This is a genomic window from Lamprobacter sp. (assembly GCF_034860625.1).
GTDB lineage: Bacteria > Pseudomonadota > Gammaproteobacteria > Chromatiales > Chromatiaceae > Lamprobacter.
Genome location: NZ_JAYESN010000025.1, coordinates 26,583 through 45,455 on the forward strand (window position 1 = coordinate 26,583; position 18,873 = coordinate 45,455).

18 protein-coding genes are annotated in these 18,873 nt (G+C 61.8%); 13 read left to right on the forward strand and 5 right to left on the reverse strand.

Features of this window, described 5'->3' with window-relative positions; genetic code table 11:
- Positions 1 to 39: 39 nt before the first annotated feature.
- The 10 genes from lepA to VBE63_RS08940 all read left to right on the forward strand — a co-directional run bounded on the left by lepA (position 40) and on the right by VBE63_RS08940 (position 10,916).
- The gene (gene lepA / locus VBE63_RS08895; protein ID WP_323682657.1) at positions 40 to 1,845 is read left to right on the forward strand and encodes a translation elongation factor 4; all 1,806 of its coding nucleotides are present in this window, start codon (positions 40 to 42) and stop codon (positions 1,843 to 1,845) included.
- 83 nt (positions 1,846 to 1,928) lie between these two features.
- Positions 1,929 to 2,783, forward strand: a complete 855-nt coding sequence (gene lepB, locus VBE63_RS08900) for a signal peptidase I (RefSeq protein ID WP_323682658.1) — start codon at positions 1,929 to 1,931, stop codon at positions 2,781 to 2,783.
- A 178-nt stretch (positions 2,784 to 2,961) separates the two neighbouring features.
- The gene (locus VBE63_RS08905) at positions 2,962 to 3,201 is read left to right on the forward strand and encodes a DUF4845 domain-containing protein (RefSeq protein WP_323682659.1); all 240 of its coding nucleotides are present in this window, start codon (positions 2,962 to 2,964) and stop codon (positions 3,199 to 3,201) included.
- Entirely contained in the window at positions 3,198 to 3,881 is a 684-nt protein-coding gene (gene rnc, locus VBE63_RS08910) for a ribonuclease III (RefSeq protein WP_323682660.1), read from the forward strand. The genes VBE63_RS08905 and rnc overlap by 4 nt, the downstream gene beginning before the upstream one ends.
- Before the next feature lie 4 nt (positions 3,882 to 3,885).
- Positions 3,886 to 4,878 (forward strand): GTPase Era, encoded by a 993-nt coding sequence (era, locus tag VBE63_RS08915; protein WP_323682661.1) that lies wholly within the window; start codon positions 3,886 to 3,888, stop codon positions 4,876 to 4,878.
- 252 nt (positions 4,879 to 5,130) lie between these two features.
- Positions 5,131 to 6,021, forward strand: a complete 891-nt coding sequence (gene recO / locus VBE63_RS08920) for a DNA repair protein RecO (RefSeq protein WP_323682662.1) — start codon at positions 5,131 to 5,133, stop codon at positions 6,019 to 6,021.
- A gap of 56 nt (positions 6,022 to 6,077) precedes the next feature.
- Positions 6,078 to 6,836 (forward strand): pyridoxine 5'-phosphate synthase, encoded by a 759-nt coding sequence (gene pdxJ / locus VBE63_RS08925; RefSeq protein ID WP_323682663.1) that lies wholly within the window; start codon positions 6,078 to 6,080, stop codon positions 6,834 to 6,836.
- 141 nt (positions 6,837 to 6,977) lie between these two features.
- Positions 6,978 to 8,573 carry a 2,3-bisphosphoglycerate-independent phosphoglycerate mutase gene (gene gpmI / locus VBE63_RS08930; protein WP_323682664.1) on the forward strand — a complete coding sequence of 532 codons (1,596 nt, stop codon included), beginning with the start codon at positions 6,978 to 6,980 and terminating at the stop codon, positions 8,571 to 8,573.
- A gap of 388 nt (positions 8,574 to 8,961) precedes the next feature.
- Positions 8,962 to 10,185 carry a glucose-1-phosphate adenylyltransferase family protein gene (locus tag VBE63_RS08935; protein ID WP_323682665.1) on the forward strand — a complete coding sequence of 408 codons (1,224 nt, stop codon included), beginning with the start codon at positions 8,962 to 8,964 and terminating at the stop codon, positions 10,183 to 10,185.
- A gap of 11 nt (positions 10,186 to 10,196) precedes the next feature.
- Positions 10,197 to 10,916, forward strand: a complete 720-nt coding sequence (locus VBE63_RS08940) for an endonuclease III domain-containing protein (protein ID WP_323682666.1) — start codon at positions 10,197 to 10,199, stop codon at positions 10,914 to 10,916.
- Here VBE63_RS08940 and VBE63_RS08945 read toward each other — a convergent pair whose 3' ends face one another.
- From VBE63_RS08945 to VBE63_RS08955, 3 genes are all read right to left on the reverse strand, one after another.
- Complete coding sequence (locus VBE63_RS08945; RefSeq protein WP_323682667.1) at positions 10,917 to 11,852, reverse strand: isoaspartyl peptidase/L-asparaginase family protein; 936 nt, start codon at positions 11,850 to 11,852, stop codon at positions 10,917 to 10,919. It abuts the gene before it with no gap.
- Positions 11,853 to 13,010, reverse strand: coding sequence for an ATP-grasp domain-containing protein (locus VBE63_RS08950; protein WP_323682668.1), 1,158 nt, complete (start codon positions 13,008 to 13,010; stop codon positions 11,853 to 11,855).
- A 116-nt stretch (positions 13,011 to 13,126) separates the two neighbouring features.
- Positions 13,127 to 14,068, reverse strand: a complete 942-nt coding sequence (locus VBE63_RS08955; protein WP_323682669.1) for a hypothetical protein — start codon at positions 14,066 to 14,068, stop codon at positions 13,127 to 13,129.
- Positions 14,069 to 14,401: 333 nt separating this feature from the next.
- Here VBE63_RS08955 and VBE63_RS08960 point away from each other — a divergent pair, with 333 nt between their 5' ends.
- Positions 14,402 to 15,106 (forward strand): lytic transglycosylase domain-containing protein, encoded by a 705-nt coding sequence (locus VBE63_RS08960; protein ID WP_323682670.1) that lies wholly within the window; start codon positions 14,402 to 14,404, stop codon positions 15,104 to 15,106.
- Here the strand turns inward: VBE63_RS08960 and nuoF are convergent.
- Both nuoF and hoxE read right to left on the reverse strand, forming a co-directional pair.
- Positions 15,103 to 16,743, reverse strand: a complete 1,641-nt coding sequence (gene nuoF, locus VBE63_RS08965) for an NADH-quinone oxidoreductase subunit NuoF (protein WP_323682671.1) — start codon at positions 16,741 to 16,743, stop codon at positions 15,103 to 15,105. The genes VBE63_RS08960 and nuoF overlap by 4 nt on opposite strands.
- Complete coding sequence (gene hoxE / locus VBE63_RS08970) at positions 16,740 to 17,234, reverse strand: bidirectional hydrogenase complex protein HoxE (protein ID WP_323682672.1); 495 nt, start codon at positions 17,232 to 17,234, stop codon at positions 16,740 to 16,742. The genes nuoF and hoxE overlap by 4 nt, the downstream gene beginning before the upstream one ends.
- Before the next feature lie 232 nt (positions 17,235 to 17,466).
- Between hoxE and pssA the strand changes: the two genes are divergently transcribed.
- Both pssA and VBE63_RS08980 read left to right on the forward strand, forming a co-directional pair.
- Entirely contained in the window at positions 17,467 to 18,261 is a 795-nt protein-coding gene (gene pssA, locus VBE63_RS08975; protein WP_323682688.1) for a CDP-diacylglycerol--serine O-phosphatidyltransferase, read from the forward strand.
- Between the two features lie 86 nt (positions 18,262 to 18,347).
- Positions 18,348 to 18,815 (forward strand): CBS domain-containing protein, encoded by a 468-nt coding sequence (locus tag VBE63_RS08980; RefSeq protein WP_323682673.1) that lies wholly within the window; start codon positions 18,348 to 18,350, stop codon positions 18,813 to 18,815.
- The last annotated feature ends 58 nt before the right edge of the window (positions 18,816 to 18,873 follow it).

An 18,873-nucleotide genomic window follows, 5' to 3' on the forward strand; every position in this document is an offset into this window, starting at 1 on the left:
TAACGTCTCATCCGGATAACCCCAAGGATTTCGCCCCCGATGGCCGATCTCAGTCACATTCGTAACTTCTCGATCATTGCCCACATCGACCATGGCAAGTCGACGATTGCCGATCGCTTCATCCAGCATTGCGGCAGCCTGACCAACCGCGAGATGAGCAACCAGGTGCTCGATTCGATGGACCTGGAGCGTGAGCGCGGCATCACCATCAAGGCGCAGAGCGTGACCTTGGATTACCCGGCCAAGGATGGGCAGATCTACGAGCTGAACTTCATCGACACGCCGGGCCATGTCGACTTCTCCTATGAGGTCTCGCGCTCGCTGGCGGCTTGCGAGGGCGCACTGCTGGTGGTCGATGCCGCGCAGGGCGTGGAGGCGCAGAGCGTGGCCAACTGCTACACCGCGATCGACCTCGGCCTCGAGGTGCTGCCGGTGCTGAACAAGATCGACCTGCCTTCGGCCGAGCCGGAGCGGGTGATCAACGAGATCGAGGAGATCATCGGCCTGGATGCCGAAGACGCGCTGCGGGTCAGCGCAAAGACCGGGCTCGGCATCCCCGAGCTGTTGGAGATGTTGGTGGCGAAGATCCCGCCGCCGGTCGGTGATGCCGATGCGCCACTGCGGGCGCTGATCATCGATTCCTGGTTCGATCCCTATGTCGGCGTGGTGTCGCTGATTCGGGTCAAAGAGGGTACGCTCAAGCGGCGTGACAAGATCAAGGTGATGTCGGTCGGGCGCGTGCATCAGGCCGATAATGTCGGCATCTTCACGCCCAAGAAGACCCCGCGCGAGCAGCTTGGCCCGGGTGAGGTCGGCTTCGTCGCCGCTGGGATCAAGGAGGTCGATGGCGCTCCGGTGGGCGATACCATCACCGGCGCTGACCGGCCAGCGACAGAGCGGCTCGCCGGCTTCCGCGAGATCCGTCCGCGCGTTTTTGCCGGGCTCTATCCGATCTCCTCGGATGATTACGAAGACCTGCGCGATGCGCTGGCCAAGCTGCGGCTCAATGAGTCGGCGCTGTTCTACGAGCCCGAGACCTCGCAGGCGCTCGGCTTCGGCTTCCGCTGCGGCTTCCTCGGCATGCTGCACATGGAGATCATCCAGGAGCGGCTCGAGCGCGAATATGATCTGGAGCTGATCACCACCGCCCCTACCGTCATCTACGAGGTGGTGTTGAACGATGGCGAGGTGATCAATGTCGACAACCCCGCCAACCTGCCAGAGACCAATAAGATCCAGGAGATCCGTGAGCCGATCATCGAGGCGCATATCCTGGTGCCACAGGATCTGCTCGGCGGCGTGATCAACCTCTGCGTCGAGAAGCGCGGGGTGCAGAAGAACATCCAGTTCCTCGGCGGCCAGGTGCAGGCCAGTTATGAGCTGCCGCTGAACGAGGTGGTGCTGGATTTCTTCGATCGGCTGAAGTCAGTGAGTCGCGGCTATGCCTCGTTCGAGTACGAGCTCAAGCGCTTCGATGCGGCCGATCTGGTCAAGCTGGATCTGATGATCAATGGCGAGCGGGTCGATGCGCTGTCGCTGATCGTGCACCGCTCCAATTCGCTGCACCGCGGCCGCGAGCTCGCCGAGCGGATGAAGGAGTTGATCCCGCGGCAGATGTTCGAGGTCGCCATCCAGGCCGCGATCGGCACCAAGATCATCGCCCGCACCACGGTCAAGGCGCTGCGGAAGAATGTGACCGCTAAGTGCTATGGCGGCGATGTGACCCGCAAGCGCAAGCTGCTGGAGAAACAGAAGGCAGGCAAGAAGCGCATGAAGCAGGTTGGGCGCGTCGAGATCCCGCAAGAGGCTTTCCTTGCGGTGCTTCAGTCCAGCAAGGATAATTGACTGATTTTACGTTTCGTTACTGATCGCCGACGAGTCTGCGGCGTTCGGATTACCGTCATAGGATCAGGAGACGCCCCCGCGCCATGAGCTTTGATTTTCCAACCTTCCTCGTCGCTGCGACCTTCTTGACCGGCGGTATCTGGCTACTGGATGCCCTGCTGTGGGCGCCCAAGCGTCGCCGACAGGCAGCCGCAGCCGCGAGTGGCTCTGGCGATAAGGCTGCTCAAGCGCCAACCGGCAGTTACAAGGAGCCGGTACTCGTCGAATATGCGCGCTCATTCTTTCCTGTCATCCTGATTGTGCTGTTGCTGCGTTCGTTCGTGGTCGAGCCCTTTCGTATCCCATCAGGCTCCATGATGCCGACCCTCTTGGTGGGCGATTTCATCCTGGTGAACAAGTTCTCTTACGGGCTGCGCTGGCCGGTGCTGAACAGCAAGTTTCTCGATCTCGGTGAGCCCGAGCGCGGTGATGTGATCGTGTTCCGCTTTCCTCGCGATGAGTCGGTCGACTACATCAAGCGTGTCATTGCGGTGCCGGGTGATCAGGTTTACTACCGGGACAAGACGATCTACGTCAATGGCGAGCCACTTGCGCAGATTCCGCTCGGCGATTACCTCGATGACAATGGCCAGCCAACGGGGCTGCTTGAGGCCGTTGAGGAGGTCGACGAGAAACGCGAGCACCAGATCCTGATCAACCCCCGCACGGGTGATTTCCCCCATTCCTGCACGGTGCTTGGGCGTGGTCCAGTGGAGGTGCCTGAGGGACAGTTTTTTGTCATGGGCGATAATCGCGATAACAGTAACGACGGGCGCTGCTGGGGCTTTGTGCCCGAGCAGAATCTAGTCGGCAAGGCGTTTGCGATCTGGATGAGCTGGGATAGCCATCGGGATGGCTTCCCGATCGCATTGGGTCGCATTGGTGACCTGATCCATTAAGCAGGCCATCGCAACCATGATGTCGCAACCATGACACCGCAGCCGTGACACCTCAGCTACAGAAACAGCCGAGGGCCTTTCAATCCTTAGGGCGGTTGCTGAACCCGCGCCCTATCGGTGCTCAGACCCTGCGGCCGGGCGTTCAGCGTGGGTTTGGGCTCGGCAAGGTGGCAAGGTGATGGAGCGAGTTGTCGAGCGTCCTGAGCTGGCGAATGCCGGGCCGCGAGCCGTACTGGCCGCCGTGACGCGTCAGCTTGGGATCGACAATCTGCGCTCGGTGGAGGCGAAGGATTTCCATGTGACACGAGAGGGTGAAGAAACCCTGCTGTCGGTCGACTACCAGGTGCAGGAGCACATCGGCTACAATGTTGATGTGCTGATGCACTTTCAACATGCGGTCAGGCAGCCGCGACCATGACGACTGATCCCTTGCGTCTGGCGACCTCGCTGATCGGTCATCCGCCCGGGTCAGTGGCTCTGATTGAGCAAGCGCTGACCCATCGTAGCGCAGGGCCGGTCAATAATGAACGACTGGAGTTCTTGGGCGATGCGCTGCTCGGATTCGTCATCGCCGAAGTGCTGTTGCAGCGCTTCCCGGATGCCAGCGAAGGCGACCTGACCCGGCGGCGGGCAACCCTGGTCAATCGTGAGGCCTTGGCGAAGATTGCGCGGTCGTTGAGCCTCGGCGACTATCTGCGGCTGGATTCGGGCGCTCTGCGCTCCGGTGGTCATGCGCGCGACTCGGTACTCTCCGATGCGCTCGAGGCCCTGATCGGCGCCATTTATCTGGATCAAGGCTTCACAGGTGCGAAGCAGATGATCCTGCGGGTCTTTGCCGATGCGCTGGCCGATGTCGCGAATCAGGAGGCGCGCAAGGACCCTAAGACGCGGCTACAGGAATGGCTTCAGGCGCGCCGTCGTGGCTTGCCTGAGTACGAGGTCACTGCAGTGACCGGTGAGCAGCATGCGCAACGCTTCCAGGTGCGCTGCCGGCTTCCTGACGACGGCCGCGAATGTCTCGGTGACGGCTCGAGCCGGCGCCGTGCCGAGCAACAGTCTGCAGAGACCATGCTCGCCCAGCTGAGCGATGAGGATTGAGCGTATGAGCCAGTCCACCGATAAACACCCGGTAGGCTCTGGCGCCTCTTGTAACGGCGCAGAGAAGGCGGAGGGCGCGGCTTCAAGTCGCTGTGGCTATGTCGCCATCGTTGGGCGACCGAACGTCGGCAAGTCGACCCTGCTGAATCGCCTGCTCGGGCAGAAGCTCGCGATTACCTCGCACAAGCCGCAGACCACCAGGCATAACATCCTCGGCGTCTCGACGCTGGCCGGTGGTCAAATCCTCTATGTCGATACTCCGGGGCTGCATCAGCGTGGTGGCAATGCCTTAAATCGCTATCTGAACCGGGCGGCACGGTCGATCCTGACTGACGTTGATCTGGTGCTACTGGTGGTTGAGGCGCTGCAGTTCAGTGACGAGGATGCCTCGGCGCTGGCGGAGATTGCTAAAGCAGGCACGCCCGCCATCGTTGCCGTCAATAAGACCGATCGCGTCGCCGACAAGGCGCGCTTGTTGCCCTATCTGCAGTCGCTGTCGGAACGGCATCCGTTCGTTTCCATCGTGCCGGTCTCGGCACTGAAGGGGGATCAGGTCAAGCGCCTTGAGGCCGAGGTCTTGGTGGCCCTTCCCGAAGGTGAGCATCTGTTTCCGGACGACCAACTGACCGATCGCTCCGAGCGCTTCCTGGCCGCCGAGCTTTTACGTGAGCAGTTGATGCAGCGCTACGGTCAGGAGCTCCCCTATCGGACCACGGTCGAGATCGAATCCTTCACCTTGGAGCAGCCGAGCGGCAAGCAACAGGCTGAAGAGCCGCGCGCGCGCATTCATGCCCTGATCTGGGTCGAGCGTGAGAGCCAGAAGGCCATCATCATTGGCCGCCGGGGCGAGGCGCTCAAGGCCGCGGCGTCGCAGGCGCGGCTGGAGATGCAGAAACTCTTTGGTCGGCGCGTGCATCTCGAGGTCTGGGTCAAGGTCAAGGACAGCTGGAGCAGTGACGAGGCCGCCCTGGCAAGTCTTGGCTACGCTGAATACTAATCAGCTGATGCTGGGCTTGATGCTAAGCCGTCCTTGGCAGAACCTAAAAAGAGCATTTCAACCGCAGATTACGCAGATTAACGCGGAGATTTCAATACATTGCAGTTGTTCATTGCTTGACCTGTTAGGTGGTCTTGTTAAAACCTCTAAGCCATTGTTTTATATTATTTTAATCTGTGAGAATCTGCGTCATCTGCGGTTTATAGGCTGAACCAACTCGCGTAACGACTCAAGGCTGGCCTAGGCGTCTCGATGAGCCTGCAGACCCTCAAGCGCGGCTTTGTGCTGCATCGTCGCGACTATCGTAATACCAGTCTGCTGCTCGAGGTCTTTGTCGCCGAGGAGGGTAGGCTGGCCTGTGTGGCTAAGGGGGCAAAGTCAGCCCCACGAGGACGCTCCGCGCTGGCCGCGATACTCCAGCCTTTTCAGCCGCTTTGGCTGGGCTGGGCTGGCCGGGGCGAGGTCAAGACCCTGACGCGAGCCGAGGCCGCCGCGCCCAGCATCGCGCTCACTGCCGAGCGACTCTACTGCGGTTTTTATCTGAATGAACTCCTGATGCGGTTGCTCAATCGCGAGGACCCTCACGAAGCCTTATTCGTCTTCTATCAGCAGGCCTTGGCCGATCTTGTAACCGAGCCTTTGGATACCGTCTTGCGTCGCTTCGAGCTGCGACTGCTTGAAGAGCTGGGCTACGCACTTGATCTTCAGCACGACCGTCAGGGCGAGCCGATTGATCCGGCTCGATACTATGGGTACTCACCAGACTCGGGTCTGCAGCCGGTACCGGATGTCGGGGGGAGCCGGCTAAGCTTATCGGGCGCTGCCGTTGCTGAAGATTCCCCGTCTCCGCTGTCGACCGCAGGGCGGACTTTCCCCGAGCCGGCCGATACTCGAGCAATGTCCACTGGCGACTCAGCTAGCGATCCAACTCGCAACAGGTTGTGCGCGGCAGGGGCGGCAGGGGCGGCCGCGATGCCCGGGGTGCTGATCAGCGGCGTCACGCTGGAGCGACTGGCATCCGGCACGGCGTTACAGCGCAGTGATACCCTGGCTGCCCGCGCCTTGATGCGGGCGGCGCTGGCGCCTCATCTTGGGCCGAAACCGCTGCGCAGTCGCGAGCTGTTTCGCCGCCCATTGAGGTGATTCAATTCGCACGATTCAATCTCCACTCGATTCAATCCCGATTCTTAGGAACCATCATGCATGAGCTCACCGGCGCGCCGATCCTCCTCGGCGTCAATATCGACCATATTGCGACCATCCGTGCCGCGCGCGGCACCCGCTATCCGGAGCCGATCCAGGCCGCGCTGGTCGCCGAGCAGGCCGGCGCTGACGCGATCACGCTGCACCTGCGCGAGGACCGCCGGCATATCCAGGATCGCGATGTGCACCTATTGAAAGGCATCCTCCAGACGCGCATGAACCTTGAGATGGCGGCGACACCGGAGATGGTGCAGATTGCTTGTGAGGTGCGTCCGTCTGATTGCTGCCTGGTGCCCGAGCGGCGCGAGGAGCTGACGACCGAGGGTGGACTCGATGTCGCTGGCCAGATTGGCAAACTGACGGAGCAGTGCGTGCGTTTAGCCGAGGCCGGGGTGCGTGTGTCGCTGTTCATCGATCCTGATCCGGCCCAGTTGGAGGCGGCGGTTGAAGTCGGTGCACCGGTGGTTGAAATCCACACCGGTCGCTATGCGGATGCGGCGACACCCAAGGTGCGAGCCGAGGAGCTGCAGCGCATCGCGACTGCGGTTGCGCAGGGCCGGACACTCGGCTTGCAGGTGAATGCCGGGCATGGTCTGGATTATCCGAATGTCGAGGCCATTGCGGCCCTGCCCGGCGTGCGCGAACTCAATATCGGACATGCCATCGTTGCTCGCGCGCTGTTCTCGGGCCTGGCGCCTGCGGTCTTCGAGATGAAACGCCTGTTGGTGCAGGCCGCGCTGTTGCGGTCTGAGTGAGCATGCAGGACAATGGTTCTGTCCCCATCGATCTGGAGGTCAGAGTCGAACCTTTCTCGCGGTCATCACATCTCGGTGGAAAAGGAACGTCTCTTGCTTCATCTTGTTCCGAGACAACCCACAACCTAAGGATTTCCGATCATGACCACCACTGCAGAGTCGGCGACCCCGAGACGCCCGGTCGTCTTGGTCATTCTCGATGGCTTCGGCATCAATCCGAGTAAGCTCCACAATGCCATCGCACAGGCGAAGACACCGCGGCTCGACGAGTACTTCTTTCGTTATCCCTATACCCAGCTGAATGCCTCTGGCGCCGGTGTCGGTCTGCCGACCGGGCAAATGGGCAACTCCGAGGTCGGGCACATGACGCTCGGCAGCGGCAGTCTGTTACGTCAAGACCTGGTGCTGATCGATGATGCGATCGCCGATGGCAGCTTCTTCAAGAACCCGGCGCTGCTCGACGCCGTCAAGGTCGCTAAGGCCAAACAGCGACCACTGCAGCTGTTAGGCTTGGTCTCCGAGGGCGGTGTGCACAGTCACTCGCGTCATCTGTTGGCGCTGATCGAGTTGTGCCGGCTCGAGGGGGTGAGGCCGCTGGTGCATATGATCACCGATGGCCGAGATACCGCGCCAAAATCGGTGCTCAACGGCCTCGGCGAGATCGAGGCGGCGTTGGAGGGCGCGAATGGGCGCATCGTCACCGTTAGCGGTCGGTATTATGCAATGGACCGTGATCGCCGTTTCGACCGCACCGAGCGTGCCTGGCGGGCGATCGTGCTCGGCAAGGGGCGGGGCGCGTCGACTGCGCGGGCGGCGATCGACGCCGCCTATGCCGCCGGCGAGGGCGACGAGTTCATCCATCCGAGCGTGATCGGCGACTGGAAGGGACTCGAGCCCGATGACCCGATGCTGTTGTTCAACTTCCGCAAAGACCGGCCGCGGCAGATGGCGTCGGCGCTGGCGCTCGACGCCTTTGATGGCTTCGATCGCGGCTCGGCACCGCGCGCTGATCTGACCTGCATGATGGTCTACGACAAGCGCTTCGGGCTGCCGCATGCGTTCGATCCAGAGATCCCGCGGACGACCCTGAATCAAGTGCTCAGCGCCCAGGGCATCGCGCAGTTCCATTGCGCCGAGACTGAGAAGTACGCGCATGTGACCTTCTTCTTCAATGGTGGCAGCGAGGAGCCAGCAGCAGGCGAGGTGCATCGATTGATCCCGTCGCCGATGGTCAAGACCTACGACCTCAAGCCCGAGATGAGTGCGGTACAGGTCGCCGATGCGGTGGTCGAGGCGATCGAGACCGGTGATTACGGGTTCATCGTGGTCAATTTTGCCAATGGCGACATGGTTGGCCACACCGGCTATATGGACGCCGTGGTGCATGCGGTCGAGGTTCTTGATCAGCAGGCCGGTCGGGTCCTAGATGCGGCGGTGGCCAACGGCTACTCGGCGCTGCTGACCGCTGATCATGGTAATTGCGACATGATGGTCGATCCGGAGACGGACGAGCCGCACACTCAGCATACGACCAACCCCGTGCCCTTTATGGTCGTCGATCAGGAACGCTGGGTGCTGCGGCCGAACGGCACCCTGGCCGATGTGGCCCCAACGATCCTTGAACTGATGGGGCTGCCAGCGGTGGCCGAGATGTCAGGTCAGTCGTTGCTGTTCGAGGCGATGGCCCCGCAGCCGAATGTCTCGGTTGATCGGCTTGGGCTGGCGAGGACAGGCTGATTAGCCCGTCGGCAACGCTGGTCAGACGAGGTGCTTGCACCAGTGCAGGGCGTCTGGGAGCAAGCCTGCCCAAGGATGGCGCACCCCGCCGGCGAGCCTATCCGGTCGCCCTGTCTCTTCATGCCTGATCCACCGGGGGTTATCCCTATGCCGCCGCATCGCCTGGTCTTGTTTGCTGTGCTCAGTCTTGCAGGGGCCGCCTTGGCCTACAATGCGTTCAGAATCATCGACGGGGAGTCTGGTCCAGACTGGCCTGACCCTCCGATCACCTGTTGCCGAGATGAGCCACAGTCGGTTCGCGATGGTAAGAGTTGAGGCGCAACACCCTTGGCGTGATCAGGCAGGGGGCTGTTCCTCCTCGCTGGTCTGGATACCCTGAGAACTGCCCATGTCTTCAAAGACCCTGACCTTTGTGTTTGCCGCCGAGCGCGGAACCCCCATCGCCCTGACGGAGCATCGCTGCAAGGCGGCCGTGCCGGTGGCCGGCAAATATCGTGTCATCGATTTCACGCTGGCGAACTGCCTGCACTCTGGGCTGCGTCGGGTGCTGGTCTTGAGTCAGTACAAATCGCATTCGCTGCATAAACATCTGCGTGACGGCTGGTCGTTGTTCAATGCCGAGCTCGGCGAATTCATTACCGCAGTCCCGCCGCAGATGCGTTATGACAGCGGTTGGTATCGCAATGCCATGGATGCCTTGCGTCAAAACCGCTACCTGATCGAGCGCAGTTCGGCTGAATCCGTGTTGTTGCTCGACGGCGGGCTGGTCTACCGCATGGACTATGCCGAGCTGATCGAATTTCACCGCGAACAGGGCGGTGGGGTCAGCTGTGCTCTGCGTCAGGCTGGTCCTGGGGCTGCCGCGGGTGGGGTTAAGGTCGAGGTGGATGAGGCAGATCGGATCACCGCTATCGGGCCAGCTGTCGAGGATGGCGAGCCCTATGCCTCGACCATGGGTGTGGTGCTGATCGACAAGGCGCTCTTGCTGGAGCAGATCGAGATCCTTGCCGAAGTGACCGAGGCGGGCATGGATTCGGGGGTGGATCTCGTCACCCAGCTCGTGTCGCCGATGATTGATGGTCGTGCGCCGACCGCATGCACGCCAACGGCCTATCGCTTTGGCGGCAAGCGCGGTCGCGTGTCCCAGGATCGTTATTGGAGTGATCTTGGCTCGACCGATGCCTATTTTCGCGCCAACATGGATCTGCTCAAGGCCGAGTCACCGCTCGATCTCTATCAAGCAGACTGGAACATCCTCACCTACCAAGGCCAGTATCCGCCGGCGCGCACGGTGCCAGGACCCACCTCGGGCAACGAGGGGGTCTTCGTCAACTCGATGCTTGCTGCGGGTACCGTGATCCGCGGTGGTGGCGTGAGTCATTCGGTGCTCTATCCGCGCGTTCAGGTTGAGGATGGCGCTATCGTCGACGAATCCATCCTGTTTGAGGGCGTGCAGGTGGGTGCTAATGCGCGTGTGCGGCGCTGTATCTGCGATAAGGAGGTGGTGATCCCAGCAGACGCCTGCATCGGTGAGGACCGCCGTGCTGACGCTGAACGCTTCGAGGTGTCCGATGAGGGTATCGTGGTGATTCGCAAGGGGCAGGGCATCTGAGCCAAACGCGGATGGCCAAGTCCGCGCCGATGGCTGCTCTCGATGGGCACCTCGATGCGCCCTTCGATGCATCTCTGCATGCATCCCCCGATGCGTCTCTGTTTGCGTCTCTGTTTGCCGCCTATGGCGAGCAGCACTGGTGGCCGGCCGAGACGCCCTTCGAGGTCATGCTGGGTGCGGTGCTGACTCAAAATACGGCCTGGACCAATGTTGAGCGGGCCTTGAATCAGCTGCGGGCGCAGATCCCGCTCAGCCCGGAGGCGCTATTAGCGCTCGAAGAGCCTGTGTTGGCAGAGCTGATCCGGCCCTCGGGTTATTTCAACGTCAAGGCGCGCCGGTTGCGGAGCTTCTGCTCAGCGCTGATCGAGGCCGGCGGTGAGACCGCGCTGTCGGCGCTGCCAACCGATGAGCTGCGGCGCTGGCTGTTGGCGATCAATGGCATTGGACCCGAGACTGCTGACGACATCCTGCTCTATGCCTTCGAGCGGCCCGTCTTCGTCGTCGATGCCTACACCCGGCGGCTGTTTCGCCGCCTCGGGCTGATCGCTGGCGATGAGGACGATGAACAGATCCGACAGCGAGTGGAGACCGCACTCGGGCCGGATACGGCCTGCTTCAATGAATATCACGCGCTGATCGTACGCCACGCCAAGGAGGTCTGTCGTGCGCGTAAACCGGACTGTGAGCGCTGCCTACTGCGCCCTGGCTGCCAGCAGCGCGAAGGCGACTGACTAGAAACGGCAGATGGTCTCGCCGCCATGCTCGATCCAACCATGGATCATCTTTTTGGTGGTCATGCCACTGGCGCAGCGACCCTCGTGATCAATGCAGATCAGGCCGCCGCGTCCCGCGACCTTGCGGCTGAGGTAGGCGAGCCCATCATCGACCGCGGAGCGCGCCGTGCCGCCGCAGAGCTCGATTAGGTCGGCCACGGTCTTGGCGAAGACGGTGCGCATGAAGTCTTCACCGTAGCCGGTTGCAGAGATCGCGCAGCTGGCATTGTCGGCGTAAACCCCGGCGCCGATGATCGGCGAGTCGCCGACTCGTCCCATGCGTTTGTTGACGATGCCACCGGTCGAGGTGGCGGCGGCTAGGTTGCCGTGGCGATCACGCGCGACGGCGCCGATGGTGCCGTATTTCTGGTCCTCGCCCTCGTCGTCATGGTCGAGTGTCATGCGCCCGCGCAGGCGCGCCTGCTCCAACTGCTGGATGCGATCTGGGGTGAAGAAGTAGTGATCCGGCGTTAGGCGGACCTGGCAATGTTTGGCGAACTCCAGCGCGCCGTCGCCGATCAGCATCACATGCTCGCTGCCGTCCATGATCAGCCGTGCTAATTGTACCGGGTTGGCGATATTGCCGATGCCCGCAACGGCGCCAGCCGCGAGGTCGCGTCCGTCCATGATCCCCGCATCCATCTCGACCTTGCCATTCTCATTCAGCACTGAGCCGCAGCCGGCGTTGAAGAGCGGGTCGTCCTCGAGCTGTGAGGCGCAGCTCTCGACGGCTTCGACGGCGCTGGCGCCGCGCTCAAGAATGGCGCGGCCGTGCTCAAGGATGACGCGGATGCTTTCCAGATAGCGCACCGCGATCCGTTCGTCGGCGACATTGTCGAGCGCGCCGGCGCCACCATGAATCATTAGGGAGAAGGTGTCGATCATACCGTCCATTTAGAGCCGCTGGCTGAGGAGGAGCGCTAACGCCTGTTGACGGTCAGGGTCACCAGCGAGCAGCACCAGCAGCTTGCCCACCAGCACCGGGCCCCAGTTTACGAGAATAACCCCTTCGCCAGTGCGCGGGTCATATTCGATCCCACTCAGGTCGATATCCGCCAGCATCCGATGCTGGGTCGGGAAGGTCCGCGCGAGCCAATGCTCGATGCCGAGCTTGCGAGCGATCATGGTCGGATAGGAGGCGCCGTTCCAGCGTGGATTGCACTCGATCGCGAGATGCTCGCGTCCTTCGTCGGTATCGATGACGGCGACGTCGAACGCGAACACCCCGCGCATGCCTTGTTCGACAAGCCAGTCGGCCATCGGCTCAACCACCGCCCAGGGTGGCGCTGGCACCGGATGTCGGTTGCCTTGATGTACGCAGCCGTCGAGGATCTGCTCAGTTGCGGCCAGCCGCTCTGCGCGGCCGTCGATGGCCTCGTACTGGAGGTTGAGGAAGCAGTCGGTGCGGACCTCATCTTGGATCTGAACCGGAACGTTCGGCTCGAAGGTCTGGATCGCGGCCTGTAGGGCTTGCGGATCATCACAACGATAGATGCCAACCCCCGAGACCGAGACCGCGGCTTTGAGATAGCAGGGATAGGGCGCGGCGCCCATGTCATCGGCGCTGATCTGCGTCACCTCATCGAAGCAGAGGGTTCGGGGAACCGGCACGCCAAGATCATTTGCCAGAGCCATGAAGCGATTCTTGGAGTTGATGTAGTCGACCGTGCGATACCAGCGTTCGTCGGGGCGTTTACGCTGCTCGGCGTCACCGAAATAGAACACCGAGGGTTCATGTTCAGGATGCGCGGCGAGTCGCCCCGTATCGACATCCCAGATCACCTCTCGGCTATGGCTGAGGCCAATGCGCGCATAATGGTTACAGATGGCCGTCCATTGCGGCCTGAGGTCGGGATGCAGCTGGATCAGGTCATCGGGATCGCTGGCGCCTAGGGCGCGGCCTGAGTAGAGCTGGTTGCCGAGCACGCCTTCGGCGGTGCAGCCCATGATGTCGTGGTTGAGGATTCTCGGCGTGCGTGCCGGTTGAATCATGCCCGCCAGCTTGGCGCCGGCGGTGGGAGATCGAGTCGAGTCATTGATCGTTGGGCCCATGCTGACGTCCTTCCATCCATCGCGTTTGGTTTCGGTTGCGAGACGTCCGTCTGGTAAGCAAACCCCAGGCCAGCTTGCCGAGGCTTGACGCAGGAAGGTCGGTGCCAGGCAGCCGCTCAGCCCGGCGGGCCGAGCGGCTTCGTCTTGCGCAGCCGCGGCTCGATGAAGGTACGCCGGAACTGATGGCAGGTGTCGATGAGCTCGCGGCAGCTCTTTGGCATCGGCGCGCGCGCGCGCACCATGTGGCTCACCAGGGCGGTGCTGGATTTTAGGATGCGATTGCCTTCCTGAGCCTCATGGATCTCTTCCATTGATGGTGCTGGCGGCAGGTGAGGCTGAATATTCCGCAGCCGATCGCCAGCAACGACGAAGGCCGGCCAGACGTGGAAGATCGCGGGGTCGGTGCGCAGGATCTCGCACTTGCGCTTGGCGCATTCGCCGAGCTCGTGCAGCAGGGGGCTAATGCCAGTGACTTGCGTACTGCCCTCAAAGGTCGTCGTCAGGGTGGCGGTGATGCGGTCGATGTCGCGCATGGTCATCGCCATCTTCAGGTAACGGCTTTCGTAGAAGGCGGCGATGGGCTGGCTGAAGGCCTTGAATGGCTCGCCCCAGAGCTCGTCGATCCCTTCGTCACCACCGCGGTGGCGCACCATGTGGCCAAGGTCGAGGGCTTCGAGCAGGTAATCGCCGCATTCGCGCATCAGCGCGTCATCGGGCTCGATCTCCACGCCGTCCGCTTGGAGCTCGACCAGCTTGGTGAAGATGGTCGCCGCACGGTTGAACAGCGCGCCGGCGAGCATGGCCCCATTGACCCGCTTACGCTCGGGGTTGGTCTCGGCTTCATACGCGGCGCGAGCCTCGGCGAGCCGAATGCCGGGGATGTTGATGCCGTGCTCAACGTGGTTGAACAGGCGGCGGGTGAGCGCCTCGATCAGCGCCTTCTTCGCCGACAGGGTCTCTGGCGGAGGCTCGTAGTACTTGATCCAGTACCCGTCGTAATGGATGCAGCGCCGTCCCTGCACCTCGGCGATGGTTCCGTTTGGGATCTTTTCGCTCATCGGGCTTATTGTGCGCTTTGTGTCAGGTCTGGGTGCGGCCGTGATCGCAGACGAGATGCGTCTCGATGGCGAATGCTCAGGCGCGCCGGCGGTGCTAAAGTCAAGCGATGCTGTTAGGGGGAACGAGATTCCAGCCTGTATCATCGGGCCTGAAGTATCGCAGTATCGATCCCCTTGCTGCCAGTGCTCATGCCCTGGGCCTGCCTGTTATCAATGCCATGTCTCATGATCATCGGGTGTATCGGAATGCGATGCTGTGTCTCTAGCCTAGCCTTACTCGTTTTGATCTGCCTTGTTTCGGTGCCGGCTTGTGCCGATATCGCGCAGGCGAAGATGGTCTCTGAGCCCAAAGCAGCGCAGTCGACCTCTCTGCCGATCCCGCCGAGCGGCCCGGTTCCGAGCCGAAAGGCGCTCAAGGCCTTAGTCGAGCAGACGGCGAGGCGCTACGGCGTCGAGGTGGCCTTGGTCGATGCCCTGGTGATTGCGGAGTCTGGGTATGATCCGCGCGCGGTGTCTCCAGTGGGTGCTGTTGGGCTGATGCAGGTGATGCCCGCGACGGCAGCGGATTACGGAGTCAACTCGGTCGAAGCCCTGTTCGATCCACAGACCAATGTCCGTACCGGGATTCGTCATCTCAAGCGCTTACTCGGGCAGTTCGGCATCGGCAAGGCGGTGATGGCCTATAACGCGGGTGAGGGCGCCCTGAGTCGCCATAACGGCTTTGTGACCTATCCCGAGACCCAGCGTTACACCCATCGCGTCCTGAGCCATTATCTCAGCAAGAAGGGGATCGCACCCTATTCGCTCGAGGCGCGCGAGTTGACTGGTATCAGGCTGACGCCGTCCATGGCTAAGGCGAGTGCGACAGTCGCAGGAAGGGGCGCTGTGCGTCAAATCGATCCCTCACGCCTGCGCCTGCGCATCCGACCCACCCTGTCCGAGCGTGCGCTCGACCCGGGTTTGCACAGTAGCGGGCCTCATAGTAAGCCGATGTTTGAGCTGCAGCGGCCGAAGCCGAGTCTGAAACCGCGAAATTAACCTGCGACCGACTGACCGGCGAGCTTCTCCTCATATTCGTTGCGGAAATAACGCAGCGTACTCATGACCGGGTTCGGAGCGGTCTGCCCGAGTCCGCAGAGGCTGGTAGCCTGAACCACCTCGCAGAGCTCTTCCAAGAGCGCAAGGTCGGCCTCTGTCGCGTTCGATTTGGCGATCTTATCGAGTAGCGCGTGCATCTGCTGGGTGCCGGTGCGGCAGGGCACGCACTTGCCGCAGGATTCGTCCATGCAGAACTCCATGAAGAAGCGTGCGACATCGACCATGCTCGAGGTCTCGTCCATCACGATCATGCCGCCGGAGCCCATCATGGTGCCAAGCGTCTTTAGGCTGTCGTAATCGACGGCGATGTCGAGATGCGCAGCGGGAACGCAGCCACCTGAAGGACCGCCGGTCTGCACCGCCTTGAACGCCTTGCCATCCGGAATGCCGCCGCCGATGACCTCAATGATGTCGCGCAGGCTGGTGCCCATGGGCACCTCGATCAGTCCGGTATTCTCGATGGTGCCGGCGAGCGCGAAGACCTTGGTCCCTTTTGAACGTTCGGTGCCGATGCTGGCGAACCAGTCACCCCCCTCGCTGATGATGGGCGCGATGTTGGCGTAGGTCTCAACATTGTTGATCAGCGTTGGGCGCCCGAAGAGTCCGGACTCCGCCGGGTAGGGCGGACGTGGGCGTGGCTGGCCGCGTCCGCCTTCGATCGAGGCCATCAGCGCAGTCTCTTCGCCGCAGACGAAGGCGCCGGCGCCGAGCCGGATCTCGACATCGAAGTTGAACTGCGTCTCGCAGACATGATGCCCGAGGAAACCCTGCCGCTTGGCCTTGCGGATGGCTGTCTTCAAACGCTCGACCGCTAGAGGGTACTCGGCGCGCACATAGATATAGCCTTTGTTGGCGCCAATCGCATAGGCCGCGATAGCCATGCCTTCGAGTACACGGTGGGGGTCCGATTCGAGGATCGCGCGGTCCATGAAGGCGCCAGGATCGCCCTCGTCGGCATTGCAGATCACATATTTCTGCTCGCTCGGCATCTTGGCAACGGTTGACCACTTGAGGCCGGTTGGGTAGCCGCCACCGCCGCGTCCGCGCAGGCCGCTGGTGGTGACCTCTGTGACAACCTCGGCTGGGGTCATCTCAGTGAGCGCCTGTACCATGGAACGGTAGCCGCCAACCGCTACGTAGCCCTTAAAGCTATCTGGGTCGATGATGCCGGCATGTTCAAGCACGATCTTCCTTTGCCGGTTAAAGAAGGGCAGGTCACTTGGGCAGCGATGTGCGGCGAGCGCCGTTTCGGCGCTGGCGTCGGCACTGGCGGCGCTGATCAGCGCATCGGCCTGGTCGGGTGTGACGTCACGGTAGATCTTGGACTCGCTGAGGCTGGCATCGCGTTCGCTGAGCGTAACCAGGGGACCGGCCGAGCAGAGGCCCATGCAGCCAACGCCCTTGACCCGGCAATGGTCGGCGGCGTGTGTTTCGCGCGCCTTGTGCAAGGCGTCGAGTACCGGCTGTGCACCAGACGATTGGCAGCTGGCCGCCATGCACACACGCACCTCGTGCGAAACATCAGCGGCTTCTTCGGTGTAGGTACGGGCGAGTTCGTCGAGCTCGTCGAGGTTCATTCGCGTGTCTCCTGCTCGATGCGCTCGACCAATTGATCGGTGCCGAGCTTGCCGATGACGTCACCATCCAGCACCACGGCTGGCGCAAGACCACAGGCGCCGACGCAGCGTGCGGTCATCACCGAGAGCGATTTATCTCCCGTGGTCTCACCAGGGTTGACCCCAAATCGCTGCTCGATACCTTCGATCAAGGCTCCGGCCCCTTTGATGTAGCAGGCGGTGCCGGTGCAGACCACGCAGGTATGACGGCCCTGCGGCTTGAGCATGAAGAGGTGGTAGAAGGTCGCAACCCCGTAGACCTTGCTCAGCGGCAGATCGAGCGAGTCGGCCACAAACGTCATGGCATCGGTGTCAAGAAATCCGAAGGCATCTTGGACACTGTGGAGGGCTTCGATCAAGGCGTGCTCGGCGTAGCCGTTACGCCGCATCGTCGCGTTGACCAGCTTCCAGCGCTTATCCGTGCTGGGCAAGTCGGGTCGTTGTCTCTGCATGGTTGGGCCCCTTCGTTGAGTGCCTTGAGGGTACGTTGCGGGTACGTTGCGGCAGGTGCGGATCGGTCGCCAAGCGCCATTAAATCGCGACTTGGTGCTCAGCTCCAAACGAAGAATCGATGACGGCCCTCCTGATGCCCTTCACCTGATGCTCTTCAACAGTGCCGCCGCTGGCGTCTATACTGGCCGCGAGCCTGATGGTACCGTCGGGCCCCTGCGCGAGCCCACCCTCATGGCTGATTCCGAGTTCGACCCCAACGACCGCCCAAGCGTATCGCGTTCGGCTGACAGGCGACGCGGCATTTATCTGCTGCCGAACCTGTTCACCACGGCGGCGCTGTTTGCCGGATTCTACGCCGTCCTGTCGGCGAACGCGGGTCAGTTCGAAGCCGCTGCCCTCGGCATCTTCGCGGCCATGGTGCTCGATGGCTTCGATGGCCGCATTGCGCGCATGACCCATACGCAGAGCGATTTTGGAGCTGAATACGACAGTCTTTCGGATATGGTGGCCTTTGGTGTGGCCCCGGCGTTGGTGGCCTACGAATGGGCCTTGTCCGGGCTCGGCAAGCTCGGCTGGCTGGCCGCCTTTATCTATACCGCCGCAGCGGCATTGCGCCTGGCGCGGTTCAACACCCAGGTTGGTATCGCCGATAAGCGCTGGTTCCAGGGACTGCCAAGCCCGTCCGCCGCCGCGATGATCGCCGGCGCCATCTGGATCGGCACCGACAACGGGATCAGCGGGGCGAGCCTGAGTCTGCTGATGGCGCCGCTCACGGCTTTCGCCGGGCTGCTGATGGTCAGCAACTTTCGCTATCACAGCTTCAAGGTGCTCGACCTGCATGGCCGTGTGCCCTTCATGTTCATCGTGCTCTTGATGCTTGGCTTTGCGCTGGTGGTTCTCGATCCGCCAGTCCTGCTGTTCTTGATGGCGTTCATCTACGCGATCTCCGGGCCGATTCTCACCCTGATCCAGCGTCGGAAGCGCCTGAATGAGGGGCGCCGCCGGCGCAAGGGCTCAGGCTGCTAGGGGTCTGAGATGATCACTAAGGCTATAATCCTCAAATCCGGCCGCGGCCGGGTTACACCCTAAAAAGAATGGAGGAGAGTAGAACGATGAAAGTGCGCGATGTGATGAGTGGGTCGGTACGATCGGTCAAGCCCGATACCAAGATCGTCGAGGTCGCATCATTGATGTGCCTCTTTCGGTTCCATGGCGTGCCCGTGGTGGACGATGACAACCGATTGATCGGGATCATCGCTGAAAAAGATCTGTTACACAGCCTCTTCCCGACCGTTGAAAGCTTGATGACCGAGGGCATGCACTCGGTGGACATGGATCGCCAGATGGGCCGCTACGGTGAGATCTTGGAGAAAAGGGTCGATGAGTTGATGACCAAGCACCCGATCTCGGTCGATCCCGACATGCATGTGCTTCGTGCTGCGACGGTCATGGTGAAGCATCAATTTCGGCGGATTCCAGTGGCCGAAAAGGATGGGGCGCTCCTCGGTATGCTGAGTTTGGGGGATGTCCATAAAGCGATCTTCCACGCCAATATGAGGGGTGCCTTGAAGACGTCCTAGGCCGTTGCTTGGCTTCGTGGTCAATCGAGTCGCGTTCTTGCGGCTCAGGATGGATGCG